At 66.5% G+C, this 18,386-nt stretch carries 12 protein-coding genes; 9 read left to right on the top strand and 3 right to left on the bottom strand.

Annotation, left to right across the window (positions count from 1 at the left end):
* Together CG471_RS16235 and CG471_RS16230 are read right to left on the bottom strand one after the other, a co-directional pair.
* Positions 1–1,019, bottom strand: a 1,019-nt coding sequence (locus tag CG471_RS16235) for a peptide MFS transporter (RefSeq protein ID WP_099232495.1), incomplete at its 3' end; no start/stop codon positions are given.
* Positions 1,016–2,293: an amidohydrolase family protein gene (locus CG471_RS16230; protein WP_099232497.1), complete on the bottom strand. Its 1,278-nt coding sequence runs from the start codon at positions 2,291–2,293 to the stop codon at positions 1,016–1,018. The genes CG471_RS16230 and CG471_RS16235, both read right to left, overlap by 4 nt.
* 66 nt (positions 2,294–2,359) lie before the next feature.
* Between CG471_RS16230 and CG471_RS16225 the strand changes: the two genes are divergently transcribed.
* From CG471_RS16225 to CG471_RS16185, 9 genes are all read left to right on the top strand, one after another.
* A complete protein-coding gene (locus tag CG471_RS16225) occupies positions 2,360–4,522 on the top strand; it encodes a penicillin acylase family protein (protein WP_099232494.1) in 2,163 nt (720 codons plus the stop codon).
* 9 nt (positions 4,523–4,531) lie between these two features.
* Positions 4,532–5,896: an amidohydrolase family protein gene (locus CG471_RS16220; RefSeq protein WP_099232496.1), complete on the top strand. Its 1,365-nt coding sequence runs from the start codon at positions 4,532–4,534 to the stop codon at positions 5,894–5,896.
* Entirely contained in the window at positions 5,893–7,017 is a 1,125-nt protein-coding gene (locus CG471_RS16215; RefSeq protein WP_099232493.1) for a dipeptidase, read from the top strand. The genes CG471_RS16220 and CG471_RS16215 overlap by 4 nt, the downstream gene beginning before the upstream one ends.
* A 4-nt stretch (positions 7,018–7,021) precedes the next feature.
* Positions 7,022–7,894, top strand: a complete 873-nt coding sequence (locus tag CG471_RS16210) for an ROK family protein (protein WP_099232492.1) — start codon at positions 7,022–7,024, stop codon at positions 7,892–7,894.
* Positions 7,895–7,905: 11 nt separating this feature from the next.
* Positions 7,906–9,378, top strand: a complete 1,473-nt coding sequence (locus tag CG471_RS16205) for a PLP-dependent aminotransferase family protein (protein WP_099232491.1) — start codon at positions 7,906–7,908, stop codon at positions 9,376–9,378.
* Between the two features lie 68 nt (positions 9,379–9,446).
* Positions 9,447–10,079 (top strand): FMN-binding negative transcriptional regulator, encoded by a 633-nt coding sequence (locus CG471_RS16200; RefSeq protein ID WP_099232490.1) that lies wholly within the window; start codon positions 9,447–9,449, stop codon positions 10,077–10,079.
* Positions 10,076–11,761: an amidohydrolase gene (locus CG471_RS16195; protein WP_099232489.1), complete on the top strand. Its 1,686-nt coding sequence runs from the start codon at positions 10,076–10,078 to the stop codon at positions 11,759–11,761. The genes CG471_RS16200 and CG471_RS16195 overlap by 4 nt, the downstream gene beginning before the upstream one ends.
* Before the next feature lie 64 nt (positions 11,762–11,825).
* Positions 11,826–14,069, top strand: coding sequence for a TonB-dependent receptor (locus tag CG471_RS16190; RefSeq protein WP_099232488.1), 2,244 nt, complete (start codon positions 11,826–11,828; stop codon positions 14,067–14,069).
* A gap of 83 nt (positions 14,070–14,152) precedes the next feature.
* Positions 14,153–17,356: an amidohydrolase family protein gene (locus tag CG471_RS16185; protein ID WP_099232487.1), complete on the top strand. Its 3,204-nt coding sequence runs from the start codon at positions 14,153–14,155 to the stop codon at positions 17,354–17,356.
* A gap of 6 nt (positions 17,357–17,362) precedes the next feature.
* On the opposite strand, the gene CG471_RS16180 is transcribed toward CG471_RS16185, so the two are convergent.
* Complete coding sequence (locus tag CG471_RS16180; protein WP_010339681.1) at positions 17,363–18,259, bottom strand: LysR substrate-binding domain-containing protein; 897 nt, start codon at positions 18,257–18,259, stop codon at positions 17,363–17,365.
* Between the last annotated feature and the right edge of the window lie 127 nt (positions 18,260–18,386).

Genomic DNA, 18,386 nt, shown 5'->3' with positions numbered 1-18,386 from the left:
GCCCCCGCCAGCGCCGATCCCAGTGCCAGGCAGAGCATGCCCCCGGTCGCAAAGAGCGACCCGATCGTCAGCTTGGCAAGATCGCCGGGCTCGGGCCGATGGCGCGCATAGCGGCGATAGACGAAAGGCAGGCCGGCAAGGATCGTCAGGCCCAGCCCCGCATCGAGGGTGATGAGCCAGCTCGTCGGCACGCGCAGCCCGCCCAACGTCAGTTCCAGATGCGCGTCGCCCCAGATCAGATAGGCGTTGAATATCTGATTGTTGGGCAACAGCGCCACCGCCAGCAGCGGGATCAGCAGGATGATGCCCAGCAGGCCGCGCAAATCCTGCCCGGTCATGCGCATGCGCCGCTCCGATCGTGATCCGCGCTCATCAACCGGCAGATGCCTGCGTCCGGCAAGGTAGATGATCGTGGCGATCGCCATGCCGACGCCGGCGACGGCAAAGCCGACATGCCAGCCGCGCGTTTCCGCCAGCGTGCCGATCACCAGCGGCGCGGCGATCAGGCCGATATTGATGCCCAGATAATAAAGCTGGAACGCGCCGTCGCGGCGCGGATCGTCACGACCATAGAGCGCGCCGATCTGGCTGGCGAGATTGCCCTTGAACAGGCCGCTGCCCAGCACCAGCAAGCCGAGCGCGGGCAGGAAGGCGGCCTGGACCGCCATCAGGAAATGGCCCGCCATCATCGTCAATGCGCCCAGCAGCACCGTGCGATGCCGGCCCAGCAGTCGGTCCGCGACCAGCCCTCCCAGGATCGGCGTCACATAGACGCTGGCGAAATAGGTGCCGACAATGGCGGAGGCGAGCGGCTGGCCGTCCAGCCCGCCATAAAGCTGGCGAAAGGCATCGAAGAAGAGCAGGCCGTCGGCCTGCCCCGGCTGCAGCAGATGCTTGACCAGATAGAGGGCCAGCAGCGACTGCATGCCATAATAGGAAAAACGCTCCCACGCTTCGGTGAACAGCAGATAGGCGAGGCCCCGCGGATGGCCCAGGAACGCGCGATCGCCCTGGTTCATGGCTGCGCGCCCGGCCCCTTGTAGATGACGCCGTCCTTCATCACGAAGCCGACCTGGCGCAGCGCGCCGATGCTGCGGGTCGGATCGCCCTCGACCGCGACCAGATCGGCGAGCAGGCCCGGCTTCACCGCGCCCAGCCGGTCGGCGATGCCGAACAGTGTCGCATTGCCGCTGGTCGCCGCAATCAGCACGTCGCGGGACGCCATGCCGGCGGCCGCCATCAACTCCGCCTCGCGGGCATTGTCGCCATGGGCAAACACGCCGACATCGCCGCCCAGGCAGATGGCGACGCCCGCCGCCCGCGCGCGATCCAGCGCCTGGCGCGCCTGCGTCACCGCCGCCGGCGCCGGTTCCGCCCCGGTCCAGCCACGATAGCGCGCGGTGGCATCGGACGCCGCCAGGGTCGGGCAATAGCCGACATTGTGCGCCTTCATCAGCGCGAAGGTCGCGGCGCTGCCCTCATAGCCATGCTCGATCGTGTCGACCCCGGCCAGGATCGCCCGGCGCATCCCCTCGTCAGTGGCGGCATGAGCCGCGACCTTACGGCCGGCACTATGCGCCGCCTCGACCGCTGCGGCCATTTCCGCCTGAGTGAAGGTCGGGCGGCTCGGCTCGCCCTTGCCCCAGCGATAATCGGCATAGAGTTTCACGACATCGGCGCCGGCCGCGATCTGTCGCCGCACCGCCGTCACCAGATCGGGGCCGCCGGCCTCCTCCGCGCCCAGCGGCACGACGACGCCCGGCTCGAACCCGCGCGGGCCGTAGGCGCCCGGCGCCACCAGCGCACGGGTCGCGACCAGCATGCGCGGCCCGGCGATGATGCCCTGATCGATCGCCTGCTTGAGGCCGACATCGGCATAGCCAGCCCCTTCCGTGCCCAGATCGCGCACGGTGGTGAAGCCCGCCATCAGCGTCGCTCGCGCCGACACCGTGGCCCGCGCGGTGCGCAGCGCCAGCGGCTCATGCAGCACCTGATCGTCCCAGCTCGTCTCGTTATAGGGGTGCAGGAAGAGGTGCGAATGGCCCTCGATCAGGCCGGGGAGCAGGGTCTTGCCGGGCAGGTCGATGACGGTCGCTCCGGCCGGCACCACGATCCCCGGTCCCGCCACCTCGATCCGGTTGCCACGCACCAGCACCGCCCATCCGCGATGCGACGCCGCGCCGTCGAACACGGCATCGGGGCGCAGCAGATAGAGCGTCGGCGCAGCTTCTTCCGCCACGGCCGGCATCGGCGCGACGAACAGAAAGGCCAGCAGGATCAAAAGCCTGTGCATCGATATCATCCCCCTTGACGGGAGGCTGCTTGCGCCGTCCCGCCCCCTTCATTACTCCCCCTCTCTATGACGAAATTCCTGCCGCGCGCCACCTCCCTTGCGGGGGCATTGGTCGCTCTTGCCGCCTGCCCTGCCCTTGCCCAATCGCCGACCGCGCTTTCGCCGGCCAAGGTCACCATCACCCGCGACCAATGGGGCATAGCCCATGTCCATGGCGCGACCGATGCCGATGCCGTGTTCGGCATGGTCTATGCCCAGGCCGAAGACGACTTCAACCGGATCGAGACCAATTATCTGGTCAACTTGGGCCGCCTCGCCGAAGCCGAGGGTGAGAAGGCGATCTGGCAGGATCTGCGCCAGCGCCTGTTCATCGATCCTGCCCGGTTGCAGGCCGACTATGCCCGCAGCCCGGCCTGGCTCAAGAAGCTGATGCAGGCCTGGGCCGATGGCCTGAATTATTATCTCTCCACCCATCCGATGGTGAAGCCGCGCGTCATCACCCGGTTCGAGCCGTGGATGGCACTGAGCTTCACCGAAGGCAGCATCGGCGGCGATATCGAGCGGGTGCCGCTGACCCAGCTCCAGGCCTTTTACGAGAAGAAACCGGTGGCGCTCACCATGCTGGAACAGGGCCTCGCCTATCGCGAGCCGCAGGGGTCGAACGGCTTTGCCATCGCGCCATCCCGAACGCAGGACGGCCATGCGCTGCTGATGATCAACCCGCACACCAGCTTCTTCTTCCGATCCGAACTGCAGATGAGCAGCGACGAGGGGCTGGACGCCTATGGCGCCGTCACCTGGGGGCAATTCTTCATCTACCAGGGCTTCAACCGCCATATCGGCTGGATGCACACGTCGAGCGGCATCGACAATGTCGACGAATTTGCCGAAACGATCGTGCGCCAGGGCGATCGTCTCTTCTACCGCTATGGCAAGCAATTGCGCCCGGTCACGGAAAAGACCATCGCCATTTCCTACCGCACGCCAGATGGCAAGCTCGCCCAGCGCGCCTTCACCGGCTACTCCACCCATCATGGCCCGATCGTCCGGACCGAGGGCGACAAGTGGATCGCCTTCGCGCTGATGAACAAGCCGGTGCCGGCGCTGGAACAGAGCTATCTGCGCACCAAGACCAGCGATTATGCGAGCTTCCTCAAGGTCGCGGAGAATAAGGCGAACAGCAGCAACAATACGCTGCTGGCCGACGACAAGGGCGAGATCGCCTATCTCCATCCGCAATTCGTGCCGATCCGCGACGATCGCTTCGACTATACGAAGCCGGTCGACGGCAGCGACCCGGCGACCGACTGGCGCGGCCTGCACGACCTGTCGAGCCTGCCCCAAGCAGTAAACCCGAAGGGCGGCTGGGCGATGAACACCAATAACTGGCCCTGGACGGCGGCCGGCGCGGACAGCCCGAAGCGCGAGGCCTTTCCGCGCTACATGGACCAGGCCGGCGAGAATCCGCGCGGTCCCCATGCGCAGATCGTGCTGTCGGCCAATGAGCACTTCACCCTCGATAGCCTGATCGGCGCCGCCTATGATCCCTATCTGACCGGCTTTGCCCGGCTCGTTCCGGGCCTGATCGCCGCGCAGGACAAGGCGCCTGATCCGGCGCTGGCCGATGCGGTGCAGAGCCTGCGCGGTTGGGATTATAAATGGAGCCTGACCTCGACCCAGACCTCGCTCGCCGTCTTCTGGGGCGAGGCGCTGTGGAAGGCGGTGGCTCCGGCCGCCAAGGAAGCGGGCCTGTCGACCATCGACTATATGGCGACCCGCGCGACCGACGCGCAGAAGCTGGCGGCGCTGCGCGAGGCGGTCGAGCGGCTGGCCGCCGATTTCGGCAGCATCGCCGTGCCCTGGGGCGAGATCAACCGCTACCAGCGCAATGACGGCGCGATCGTCCAGACGTTCGACGATGCCAAGCCCAGCACGCCCATCCCCTTCGCCTCGTCGCAATGGGGATCGCTCGCCGCCTTCGGCGCGGCGCGCTATCCGGGGACGAAGCGCTATTATGGCACCAAGGGCAACAGCTTCGTCGCGGCGGTCGAGTTCGGGCCCAAGGTCGTTGCCCGCGCGGTCAGCGCCGGCGGCGAGAGCGGCGATCCCCACTCGCCCCATTTCGCCGATCAGGTCGACCTCTATGCCAAGGGCGAACTGCGCCCGGTCTATTTCTACCCCGAAGACATAAAGGCCCATGCCGTGCGCGCCTATCGGCCCGGCGAATAAGGATAGATGATGCACACCGCCCGCCTTGCCGCCCTGATCGCCTGCGCCCTGCCCTTCGCCGCTTTCGCCCAGCCGCCCAAAGCGGCGGAGGACGTGGTGCTCTATAGCGGCGCGACCATCATCGACGGCACCGGCGCGGCGCCGCGCGACAATCAGGACATGCTGGTGCGCGGCGACCGGATCGTCGCGCTGGCGCCGCATGGCAGCCTGTCCGCCGCCGATGTCGCGGGCGCGAAGCCGGTCGATCTGGCCGGCCGCTATGTCATCCCCGGCCTGATCGACAGCCATGTCCATATGGCAACCCCGCCCAACGCCGTGCAGGCCAGGGCGATGCTGCGCCGCAATCTCTATGGCGGGGTGACGGCGGTGCGCGACATGGCCGACGATCTGCGCTCGGTCGGCGAGCTGGCGCGCGAGGCGCGCATGGCGGAGATCCCCGCGCCCGACATCTATTATGCCGCGATCATGGCCGGCCGGCCCTTCTTCGCCGATCCGCGCGTCGCCGCCGCCAGCCAGGGGGTGACGCCGGGCACCGCGCCTTGGATGCAGGCGATCGACGACAAGACCGATCTCAAGGAAGCCATCACCCTGGCGCGTGGCACATCGGCCAGCGCGATCAAGGTCTATGCCGACCTCACTCCGCGCCAGGTCAAAGCCGTGACTGCTGCCGCCCATCGCCAGCATATGCTGGTCTGGGCGCATAGTTCGGTCTTCCCCACCCGCCCGGCCGACGTGATCGCCGCCGGGCCGGATGCGATCAGCCATGTCTGCTATCTCGCCTATCAGCGCGAGCCGGTGATGCTGGCGGCGTATGAGGACCGGACGCCGGTGCATGAAAATCTGCTGGCGCCGGGCGATGATGATCCGGTGATGGCCAATCTGTTCCGCGCGATGCTGAAACAGGGCACGATCCTCGACGCGACCGGCGCGCTGTTCGTGAAATATGAGGCCAAGCGCAAGGCCGATCCCAAGGCGAAGCCGCTGCGCTGCACCGGCGACCTCACTACCCGCCTCACCCGTCAGGCGTGGAAGATGGGTGTCCCCATCTCCACCGGCACCGACTTCGTTGGCGAGGCCGAGGATCCGTGGCCTGCCGTCCATGAGGAACTGCTCTTCCTGGCCCGCAATGTCGGCATGCCGCCGGTCGAGGTGATCCGGTCCGCCACGCTGGTCGGCGCGCAGGCGGCGGGGCAGGCGAAGGATATGGGCTCGATCGAACCGGGCAAGCTCGCCAATTTCGTGGTGCTGAAAAGCGATCCGGTCGCCGACATCGCCAATATCCAGACGATCGAGACGGTGGTGAAGCGCGGCAAAGCCTATGCCCGCAACGCCTATGTGCCGGTGACGAAGGAAGAAATGGGGGACGACGAATGAAGCTGGATCGGCGCAATTTCATGGGCGTATCGGCCGCGATGCTGGCCGCCGGCAGTGCCCGCGCGGCAGGCGTCGACGCCGACCCGATCAAGGACATGATCGTCATCAATGCGCTCGGTGGCCTGGGCGATCCCAACCAGCCCGCCGATTCCCTCGTGCCGCAGTTCAGCCCGCGCGTGCTGGCCGAAGCCCATGCGTCCGGCTTGACCGCCGTCAACATCACCATCGGCTATGTCTCCGGATCGGACGACCCGTTCGAGCAGAGCGTGCGCGAAGTTGCAGAGACCGATGCGCAGGTGCGCGCCAATAGCCGCGACCTGATGAAGATCCTGACCGCCGCCGACATTCGCCGTGCCAAGGCGGAGGGCAAGACCGGGCTGATCTACGGATTCCAGAATGGCGCGATGATGGGCCAGGATGCGAGCCGGATCGACATTTTCGCCAATCTGGGCGTGCGCATCTTCCAGCTGACCTACAACCCCGCCAACCAGTTGGGCGACGGATCGATGGCGCCGGGCAATCGCGGCCTGACCCCGTTCGGGCGCGAGGTTGTCGCGCGCTGCAATGCGCAGCGGGTGATGGTCGACCTGTCGCATAGCGGCGAGCAGACCTGCCTGGAGGCAGCCCGTATCTCGAAACAGCCGATCTCGATCAACCATACCGGTTGCCGCGCGGTCACCAATCTGCCGCGCAACAAGACCGACGCGGAATTGAAGCTGGTCGCCGATCGCGGCGGCTTCATCGGCATCTATTTCATGCCCTTCCTTGATCTGTCCGGCCATGCCCGCGCCGAACATGTCGTCGCCCATATCGACCATGCGGTGAAGCTGTGCGGCGAGGATCATGTCGGCATCGGCACCGACGGCACGGTGACGCAGATCGACGACCTCAAGGCCTATGAGGCGGTGCTGGCCAAGGAAATCGCCGCACGCCAGGCCGCCGGCATCAGCGCCAAGGGAGAACGGCCCGACACCTATCCCTTCGTCGTCGACCTGCGCGGCCCGGACCAGTTCCGCAAGCTCGTTGGGCTGCTGCGCGCCAAAGGCTATTCGACGGCCCGGATCGAGAAGATATTGGGCGGTAATTTCCTGGCCTATGCCGAGACGATCTGGGGAGCATGAACCGATGCTGGCAGGCGTAGAACTGGGCGGCACCAAGTGCATCTGCATCCTGGGCACCGGGCCGGACGATATCCGGGCGCAGGTGGAAATTCCGACCACCACGCCCGCCGAGACCCTGTCGGCGGTGGCCGCGACATTGGCCGGATGGGATTTCGCCGCGCTGGGCCTTGGCAGCTTCGGACCGCTTGATCTTGATCCGGCGTCGGCCAGTTTCGGCTCGATCGTCAGCACGCCCAAGCCGGGCTGGAGCGGAACGGACATCACCCACCTCGCGGCCGGACGGCCCTTCATGGTCGATACCGATGTCAATGGTGCGGCGCTGGCCGAGGGGCGCTGGGGCGCGGCGCAGGGGTTGACCAGCTGGGCCTATGTCACGGTCGGCACCGGCATCGGCGTGGGCAGCATCGTGTCCGGCATGCCCGTGCGCGGACTGGGCCATAGCGAGGCCGGGCATATGCGCGTCCCGCGCGCTGCCGGAGACGATTTTGCAGGCAATTGCCCCTTCCATCGCGACTGCCTGGAGGGACTGGCCAATGGTCCCGCGATCGAGGCGCGGACCGGCCAGCGCGGACGCGACGTGTCCGCCAATGATCCGCAATGGTCGTTCGTCGCCCATGCACTGGCGGCGATGTGCCATAATCTGGCGCTGACCAGCCTGCCCCAGCGTATCCTGATCGGCGGTGGGGTCGCCATGGGCCAGCCCCAGTTGATGCCATTGATCCGCGATCGACTGACCGCCAGTCTGGCGGCCTATGGCGCGGCTGCGACGATCGCATCGATGGACGACTATGTCGCCCATCCGGCACTGGGCGACCGCGCCGGGCCGCTCGGGACGATCGCCCTTGCCGACATGGCCCTGGCGGCATCGCAGCGCTGATCGCCACACGGATGCTGCGCCCCTGGACCCTGCCGCTCAAGGAACGGGTGCGGATCGCGCCGGACAGCCCGCGCTACATGCAGATCGCCCATGGGCTGATCCACGAGATCGAGCGCGGCCGGCTGTTGCCCGGCGAATTCCTGCCAAGCAGCCGGGAACTCGCCGCCGCGCTGGAGGTCAATCGCAAGACCATCGTCACCGCCTATGAGGAACTGATCGCGCAAGGCTGGCTGGTGAGCGCAGGCACGCGCGGCACGATCGTGTCGACCTCCCTGCCCAGCAGCGACGATGCCCCTGCCCCGCCGATCGCCCCCGACACGCGCCAGCCGGACGAAACCGAATATCCGTTCCTGGCCGCGCCCGACCGGCTGATCGCCATCCCGGCGGGCAAATGGCGCAAGCTGGACGAGGGCGTCGCCGACGGGCGCCTCTTCCCCGCCGACCTGCTGGCCCGCGCCTATCGCAAGGCGGCGGAGGGGGCCTCGCGCGCCAATGCGCTTCACTATCGCGACCCGCGCGGGTCGCCACGGCTGCGGCAGGAGATCGCCAGCATGTTGCGGCGCCAGCGCGGGCTGATGGTCGGCGCGGAAAATATCTGCATCACCCGCGGCAGCCAGATGGGCGTGTTCCTGACCGCGCGCATCCTGATCCGGCCGGGCGATGCGGTGCTGGTCGAACGGCTGACCTATGAGCCGGCGGTCGCCGCCTTCCGCGCCTGTGGGGCCAAGATCGTCACGGTCGGGCTGGACGAGGATGGCGTCGATGTCGCCGATGTCGAGCGGGCCTGTCGCAAGCATCGCGTCCGCGCCATCTTCGTGACGCCGCATCATCAATTCCCGACCACCGTGTCGATGCGGCCGGAGCGGCGGCTGCGCCTGCTGGAACTGGCGCGGCAATTCGCGTTCGGGATCATCGAGGATGATTATGACCATGAGTTTCACTTCGGCGCGCAGCCGCTGCTGCCGATGGCGAGCTACGCGCCGGCGCGGGTGATCTATGCCGGGTCGATGTCCAAGCTGCTCGTGCCGGCGCTGCGCATCGGCTATATCGCCGCTGCGCCCAAAGTCGTCGACGCGCTGGCCTATCAGATCTCGCTGATCGACGGCATGGGCAATACCGTGACGGAGGAGGCCGCCGCCGAACTGCTGGAGAGCGGCGAGGTGCGCCGCCATGTGCGCAAGACGGCGCAGATCTACGCCCGGCGGCGCGATGCCTTCGCGCGCAATCTTGACAGCGAAATGGACAGGTTGATCGACTATCGCCTGCCCGATGGCGGCCTCGCCTTCTGGTTGCAGTTCAAGGACATGGCCGCGCTGGACCGGCTGGAAGCGCGGGCACCCGAGATCGGCCTCAGCTTTGCGTCCTCGCACAGCTATGCGGCCGAGGAAGGGGCCGAGCGGGGGCTGCGCATCGGCTTTGCCAGCCTGACCGAGGAGGAGGCGAAAGAGGTGTTGCAGGCGCTGCGCCGCTGCGCCGAACCCTGATCCTTACTTGGACCCCTTCACTTTCCTGAATTGGATGTTTCGGGCGGGTCCAATGCCGGCGCAGTGTCATGCATATGAAATATGCGCCCCGCTCCCCGGACGACATCGTCACCCTGATCGGCGACCATCCGCTCTGCTGGATCGTTTCCCATAGCGAGGCCGGCTTCGGCGCTACGCCGCTGCCGCTGCTGGCAGAATGCGACGCGGACGGTGCGCTGGTGTCGCTGCTGGGCCATTTTGCCCTGTCCAACCCGCAAGTGGCGCAACTGCGCACCGCGCCCCGCGCCACCGTACTGGTGAACGGGCCGCAGGCCTATATCTCGCCCGAGATGCAGTCGAACCCGACCTGGGTGCCGACCTGGAACTATGCGATGGCGGTGCTGACCGTCGATGTCGAGCTTCTGCCGGAAGCCACCCGCGAATCGATCGAGACGCTGACCGACCGGATGGAGGCGGGCCGCGCCGCCCCCTGGCATATCGACGATGCCGGCGCGCGGCTGGAACCGATGATGAAGCATATCATCGGCTTTCGCGCCCATGTCCGCGCGATCGACGGCCGATTCAAGCTGGGCCGCGACGAAAGCCGCCAGGGCATCAACGAGATTGTCGGCAGCCTGGCCCCCGGCGGGCTGCGCGACTGGATGCAGATCTACAATGAGGACCGGCTCGACGACGCGAACCGGAAGGGAGCAGAGCAATGATGTTCAGCCGACGCGAGATGCTGGCCGGGGGTGCGACCGGCCTGGCCGGACTGGCATTGAGCAGCAGCCTTTGGGCGAAGGGACAGGTGCTGGACACCGCCTATGTCAACGCAACGGTCTGGACCGGCGAAGGCATGCCCGTGCAGCGGTCTGCGATCGGCCTTGCCGGTGGACGCATCGCCGCGATCGGTGCGGCGGCGGTCAAGGCGCAGTCGGGCAAGAGCACGCGGGTCATCGATCTGGGCGGCGCCTTCGTCATGCCCGGCTTCACCGACGCCCACACCCATTTCCTCACCGGCTCCTATCTGCTGAGCCAGCCCAATCTGCGCGAGGCGAAGAGCCCGCAGGAATTTGCCCGCATCGTCGGCGAGGCGGCCAAGGGCCTGAAGCCCGGCCAATGGTTGCAGGGCGGCAGCTGGGACGCCGAACTATGGGGCGGCGAATTGCCCGACCGCAGCTGGATGGACCCGGTGACGCCCAATACCCCGGTCGCGGTGCAGCGGCTGGACCTGCACATGCTGGCGCTCAATTCGCTGGCGCTGAAACTGGCCGGGATCGACCGCAACACCCCCGACGTGGCCGGCGGCATGATCGTGCGCGACAAGGATGGCAACCCGACCGGCATCCTGAAGGATGCGGCGATGGACCTGGTCAAGCGCGCCATCCCCGCGCCGACCGACGCCGACAAGGAGGATGCCGCGCGCCAGGGCATCGCCCATGGCCTGTCCAAGGGCGTGGTCCAGGTCCACACCACCGAACTGGACTGGGTCACCCATGACACGCTGCGCCGCCTGCGTGCCAAGGGCGAGACCGACATGCGCTTCTATTCCTTCGTACCGTTGCAGGACTGGTCGAAGCTCAAGACGCTGATCGATGCCGAAGGACGCGGCGACGACTGGGTCCGCTGGGGTGGGCTGAAGCTGCAATATGACGGGTCGCTGGGATCGCGAACGGCGATGTTCTATCGCCCCTATGACGACGCGCCCGACAATGTAGGCTTCCCGATCCACAAGCGCGCCGATGTCCAGCAATGGACCAATGATGCCGACGCGGCGGGCCTGCAGATCACCATCCACGGCATCGGCGACAAGGCGAATGACGAGGCGCTGGACATCTTTGCCGCCGCTGCCGCGAAGAATGGCAAGCGCGACCGCCGTTTCCGCATCGAACATGCCCAGCATCTCGCGCCGGCCGCGATCCCGCGCTTCGCCCAGCAGCAGGTCATCGCATCGGTCCAGCCCTATCATGCGATCGACGATGGACGCTGGGCGATCCAGCGTGTCGGCGCCGAGCGGCTGAAGGGCACCTATGCGTTCAAGTCGCTGCTCGACGCCGGGGCGAAGGTCGCCTTCGGATCGGACTGGCCGGTGGCGCCGCTCGATCCGCTGACCGGGGTCGCCGCCGCCGTGCTGCGCCAGACGATCGACGGCGCCAACCCCGGCGGCTGGCTGCCGCAGCAGAAGATCAGCATGCTCCAGGCGCTGCACGCCTATACCGCGACCAACGCCTTTGCCGGTTTCAGCGACGACCGGATGGGCCTGCTGAAGCCCGGCATGCTGGCCGATTTCGCGGTGCTGGACGCCGATCTGTTCGCGATCGATCCGGCCAGGATCGGCGCGACCAAGGTGTTGCGCACGATCGTCGGCGGTCGCCAGCGCTTTGGCGAAGGGAGCGACATCTAACAACCGAGCAAGGGAGAAAGCCGGCCGGAACAAGGCCGGTTCTCACATCATAAGGGGAATGACAATGAACAGACTGACGCATCTCAAGACTGTGAGTTTCACCGCCATCGCGGCCGCGACCATCTTGTCCGGCACCGCCCTTGCCCAGGCCCCGGCCGCCAGCGACAGCGAGACGATCATCGTCACCGCCGGCAAGCGCGACGAGGATATCCGCCAGGTCGCGCTGCCGATCAGCGCCGTCACCGGCGAGCAGCTCAAGAAGATGAACGCCAACAGCCTGTCGGACTATATCGTCCGCCTGCCCGGCGTCGTGTTCAACGATTATCAGCCCGGCATTTCCGAAGTCGTGATCCGCGGCGTCGCCGCCACCACCTATCATGAGCAGGGCCAGACCACGGTCGGCTATTATCTCAACGAAGTGCCGGTGGTGGAGCCGGGCTTCCCGATCGGCATCCCCGACGTTGACACGTTCGACCTGCAGCGCGTGGAAGTGCTGCGCGGGCCGCAGGGCACGCTGTTCGGTTCCTCGACCCTGGGCGGCCTCGTCAACTATGTCGCCAATGTCGCCGATCCGTCCAAGGTCGACGCCGCCGCATCGGGCCTGATCGGTACTACCAAGAATGCCTCGGGCGAACTCAATTATGCCGCCAAGGCGATGATCAACATCCCGCTGGTCGCCGACCAGCTGGCGCTGCGCCTGGTCGCGCTGCAGCGGTCGGACGCGGGCTATCTTGACAATCCCGGCATCGGCGTGAATGGCTCGAACGATTATCGCACCCGCGGCCTGCGCGGATCGATCGTCGCCAATCTGGGCGAGACCACCAAGGTCACCTATCTGTCGAGCTGGCAGGACAGCAAGCTGGACGACCAGACCTATCTCGACCTGCCAAACCCCTATGTCCGTAACCTGCCGCGCGCCGAAACCCAGAAGACGAAATTCTGGATGAACAGCCTGCGGCTGGACCAGGAAGTCAGCGACATCGCCAATCTGACGGTGCTGGGGTCGATCACCAAGAAGACCAACACCACCATCTTCTCCTACCCCTATGCCTATGTGACCGGCGTCACCACCGGCGACGGCGCCGCCTATTCGCTGGGCGAGGCCGACGCGCTCATCAAGACGGTGGAGGCCCGCCTCGCCTCGGCCGGCGACGGTCCGTTCAAATGGCTGGTCGGCGTCAGCTACCTGCAGGCCAAGAAGAACAGCTATGACCAGATCTTCCAGGCCGGTGCCGCCGACTATATCGACGCCAATCCCGACCTGTTCGGCGGCTATTCCGGCGCGCAGCTGACGCCGGGCGACCGCCTCTATGGCTATTTCACCAAGAGCACGAACGAGGATTTCGGCGTGTTCGGCGAACTGTCCTACAAGCCGGTGGAGCAGATCGAGATCACGCTGGGCGGTCGTTATTATGACACCACCGCCAAGGCCGACGTACTGAACCAGGCCGGCGCGCTGGGCGGCTATGAAGGCGGCTATACGCCGACCGACAGCAGCGGCAGCGTCAACCAGAAGGAAGACGGCTTCCTGCCCAAGGCGACGATCGCCTGGCGCCCGTCGAAGGATGTCATGGTCTATGCCACCTATTCGCAGGGCTATCGCGTCGGCGGCATCAACCCCAATGCCGGCCTGCTGCCCAGCATTCCGGAAGCCTATGAGAGCGACAAGGTCAAGAATTACGAAATCGGCGTGAAGGCGCAGACCCCCGACGGCCGCTTCGCCATCGACCTGACCGGCTTCCACCTCGACTGGAACAATATCCAGGCGCGTCTGTTCGGCCCGGCGCCCTCCTATTATTCCTATGTCGTCAATGCCGGTGGCGCGCGCGTCAACGGCGTGGAATTTTCCGGCACGGTGAATTTCAACAAGATCGTCCACTTCACCACCAACGTCACCTGGCAGGATGCGGAGCTGACCGAATTCCTGCCCTATCCGTTCGACGTCGCCGGGCTGGGCGGCTATGCCAAGGGCACGACGCTGCCGGGTTCGTCCAAATGGTCGATCGCCAATAATCTGACGCTCAGCTTCGCCGATGTGACCGGCGCGCCCAGCTTCGACATTGCCCATCGCTACCTATCGTCGGCGCCGACCAGCTTCGACGATGTCTCGCGCCGTGGCGATTTCAACGTGTTCGACCTGCGCGCCTCGGTCAGCCTGGGCGAGAAGGTCCGGCTGATGGCCTTCGCCAACAATGTGTTCGACAAATATGGCGTGCTGAACGCGCCGTTCGCGAACGATGCGGCGACGCCGCAGGGCTCGATCATCCGGCCGCGCACCATCGGCCTGCGCGCCGACTGGAGCCTCTAACCGCCTTGAAGAACGGGGCCGCATCCGCAAGGCTGCGGCCCCGTTCCCTATCTGCCTTCCTAGCTTCTGACCGAAAGGCCGCAATGCGTTCTCTTGCCTCCCTGCTGCTGGGTGCGTCCCTGCTTTGTGCCCATCCCGCGCTGGCGCAGGACAAGAGCGGGCTGAGCCTGACGCCCACGCGGACGCTGCGCTATGACGCGCATGAGGCAACCTGGATGCAGCCGGACATGTCGCCCGATGGCCGGACGATCCTGTTCGACCTGCTGGGCGACATCTATGCGCTGGACGCCGGCGGCGGCGCGGCACGGCCGCTGCTGACCGGCATGGCGTTCGAGCGCAACCCGGTCTTCTCGCCCGATGGCAAGCAGTTCGCCTTCCTCTCCGACCGGTCGGGCGTCACCAATCTCTGGATCGCCAATGTCGATGGCACCGGCCTAAAACAGCTGTCGCAGGACCAGTCGCTCGCCATCTATTCCTCGCCGGCCTGGTCGCCCGACGGTCGCTCTGTCTATGTCTCGCGCACGGTCCATTCGATCCTGGCGTTCGAGCTGTTCATGTATGACCGTGACGGCGGCAGCGGCATCCAGATCACCAAGGCGGGATCGCCCGACAATTGGGACGCGAAGATGAATGCCATGGGCGCGGTCGCGACGCCCGATGGCCGCTATCTCTATTATGCGACCAAGCGCGGCCATACCTGGACCGAGAATGACCTGCCCAACTGGTCGATCGCGCGCCGCGACCTCAAGAGCGGACAGGACGAGACGATCATCCAGTCGGCCGGCGGGGCCATGCGCCCGGCGCTGTCGCATGACGGCAAGCTGATCGCCTATGCCAGCCGGCAGGGTCAGAAGGATGGCCTGCGCCTGCGCAATCTGGAGACCGGCGAGGACAAATGGATCGCCTTCCCGATCGACCGGGACGGCCAGGATGGCGGCTATTATGCCGACCTGCTGCCGCGCTTCAGCTTCATGCCGGGCGACAAGGCGATGCTGATGAGCGTCGGCGGCGGGATCAGGCGGCTCGACATTGCGTCGGGCGCGATCAGCGACATCCCCTTCACCGCGCCGGTGCAACTGGGCCTCGGCCCGCTGACCCGCGTGCGGCAGACGGAAGAGACCGGCCCGGTCCGCGTCCGCGTGGTGCAGGCGCCGCGCCAGTCGCCCGATGGCGGCAGCGTTGTCTTCACCGCTCTGGGCGGCCTCTATGTCCAGAAGCTGACAGCGAACATGACACCCAGACGCATTGTCGCGGCCGATGCCTTCCAGCCGAGCTGGTCGCCCGATGGCAAGAGCATCGCCTATGTCAGCTGGACCGCCAAGGAGGGCGGCCATGTCTGGACGATCCCGGCGACGGGCGGCACGCCGCGCCGGCTGACGCAGGTCCCGGCCTATTACAGCCAGCCCGTCTTCACCCCCGACGGCAAGGGCGTGGTGGCGTTGCGCGCGAACCAATATGACCGGCTGCGCACCGCGTCGGAGATCGATCCCGCGCGCCCGACCGACATCATCCACATGCCCGTCGGCGGCGGCGCGGCGCGGCTGATCACCCATGCCATGGGCGCGCGCCAGCCGCAGTTCGGCAGCGAAAGTGACACCCTCTATTTCTATGGCGCGGGCGGCCTGTCCTCGGTGCCGCTGGCTGGGGGCGATCCGCAGCCGCTGCTGCGCGTGCTGGCCCATGGCCTGGGCCAATATTTCCCCGGTCCAGCGCCGGTCGAGGATGTGCGGATCAGCCCGGACGGCAGCCGCGCGCTCATCAAGTCGTTCAGCCAGGCCTATCTGGTGGATATCCCGCCGGCCAATGGCGGCGAGCCGGCGACCGTCAATCTCGACACGCCGGCGGTGGCGCGACGCAAGCTGACACGGGTCGGCGCCGACTTCATCGACTGGGCCGACAAGGGCGCGACCATCACCTGGTCGGTCGGATCGACCTTCCGCCGCTTGCCGATCGATCAGGCATTGAACGCGGCGCCGGGCGCGGCCGAGACGGCGGCGCAAAGCTTCGCCCTGCCGGTCGAGCTGCCGCGCGATGTGCCCCGCGGCAGCGTCGTGCTGCGCGGCGCGACCGTCATGCCGATGGCCGGCGGGCAGGATGTGATCCGCAATGCCGACATCGTCATCACCGACAATCGCATCGTTGCGGTCGGCGCCAGCGGATCGATCGCCGTGCCGCAGGGCGCGACGATCCGCGATGTCGGCGGCAAATATATCGTCCCCGGCTTCGTCGACACCCATGCCCACTGGTTCGAGATACGACGCGGCATCCAGGAACGCGGCCATTGGGACTTTGCCGCCAACCTCGCCTTCGGTGTCACGTCGGCGCTCGACCCGCAGCCCTTCACCACCGACATCTTCGCCTATAAGGACATGATCGATGCCGGCATGATGCGGGGGCCGCGCGCCTGGTCGACCGGGCCGGGCGTGTTCGTGAACGCGGAAATCCACAGCAAGCAGGATGCGGTCGACGTCCTCACCCGCTATCGCGACCATTATCGCACCCGCAACATCAAGAGCTACATGATCGGCGACCGCGCCCAGCGCCAATATATGGTCGAGGCGGCGGCGGAACTGGGCATGATGCCCACGACCGAGGGCGCGAGCGACATGGTGCTGAACCTGACCCACGCGATCGACGGCTTTTCCGGCAATGAGCACAGCATCCCGGTGTCGCCGCTGCGCGAGGATATCGTCCGCCTGTTCGCGCAGAGCCGCACCAGCTACACGCCGACCATCCTGGTCGCCTATGGCACCACCCCGGCGCTGTTCGACTTCATCATCAACAAGCGCCCGCAGGACGACGCGAAATGGACCCATTTCGTGCCGGCCGGCATCGTCAGCGACAAGCTGCGCAACCGCCACTGGATGCCGCCCGAAGCGCAGAGCTGGCAGCAGATCGCGGCCGACGCGGTGAAGATCCAGCGCGCCGGCGGCCTCGTCGGCCTTGGCAGCCATGGCGAGATCCAGGGGCTGGGCTATCAGTGGGAATTGCAGGCCTTTGCCGCTGGCGGCGCAACGCCGATGGAGGCGCTGAAGGCCGCGACGATCGGGTCGGCCGAGGTGATCGGCCATAGCGACGATGTCGGCAGCCTGGAGCCGGGCAAGTTTGCCGACCTGCTGATCCTGGACGCCGATCCGCTGGCCGACATCGCCAATGCGCAGAAGATCGGCGCGGTGATGAAGAATGGCCGGCTTTACGATCCCGCCACGCTGGATGAAATCTGGCCGACGCCTGCCAAATTGGCCGAACCCTGGTTCGCGCAGGATGGTGCCACCCCGACGCCCTGAGCCATGTCAGCGCGCCGGGCTGTCTTCCAGCACGGTCGCGCGGAACGCCTCGGCCGGGGGCGACAGGGTGCGATGATGGATCATCCATAGCGAACTGGTGACGGGCGAGGTGAAGCGGCGGTTGACGACATTGTCGACATGCAGCCGCGCCATCGACCGCGCGATCACGGTCGGGCCGAAGCCGGCGGAAACGAGCCCCAGCAAGGTCGCCAGGCTGCGCGCCTCATGCGCGATCCGCGGCACGAACCCCGCCGCCTCGCACTGGGCGAAGAAATGCTCGGTAAAGCCCGCCCCATTGGGCGCGCCATAAAGGACCAGCGGCTCGCCGGCGAGATCGGTGATGCTGGGATCCTCCTTGCGCAGCGCCAGCGGATGATCGTCGCGCAGTGCCAGCAGCATATCCTCGGTCAACAGGCAGTGCGACACCATGTCCTCGGGCAGGACCGGCGGCAGGAAGTCGCGCACCAGGCCGATGTCGAGCTGATGGTTGCGCACATTCTCGATCTGCTCGTCCCGCCCCTGTTCGCGCAGGATCAATTCGACCTGCGGATAGGTCTGACGAAAGCGATAGAGGGCGCTGGCGATCTGCGGCACGAACGGGCCGGACGCGGTGAAGCCCAGCCCCAGATGGCCGATCTCACCACGCTGCGCCCGACGCGCGGTCTGGCTGGCACGATCCGCCTGCACCAATGTCGCCCGCGCCTCCGGCTCGAACAGCCGCCCCGCTTCGGTCAGGCGGACGCGGCGGCTGGTGCGGTCGAACAGGCGCACGCCCAGTTCCTCCTCCAGCGCCCTGATCTGCTGGCTGAGCGGCGGTTGCGATATGCCCAGGCGCAGTGCGGCCCGGCCGAAATGCATTTCCTCGGCAACAGTCAGGAAATAGCGGAGATGGCGGAGATCCATTGATCCATTCGTTAGAAATATCGATTATGCCATATTATATATTAGACGCAGAATGTCCAAGGGCGCATGGCCCATCGCGGATGTGGCGGTGGTCCTCATCGTCCCATGGCATTGTGCGCGGATTCGC

It is taken from the genome of Sphingobium sp. IP1 (assembly GCF_002708645.1).
GTDB lineage: Bacteria > Pseudomonadota > Alphaproteobacteria > Sphingomonadales > Sphingomonadaceae > Sphingobium > Sphingobium yanoikuyae.
The sequence above is the reverse complement of the archived record's forward strand: the minus strand, read 5'-3'. Positions and strand labels throughout refer to the sequence as shown.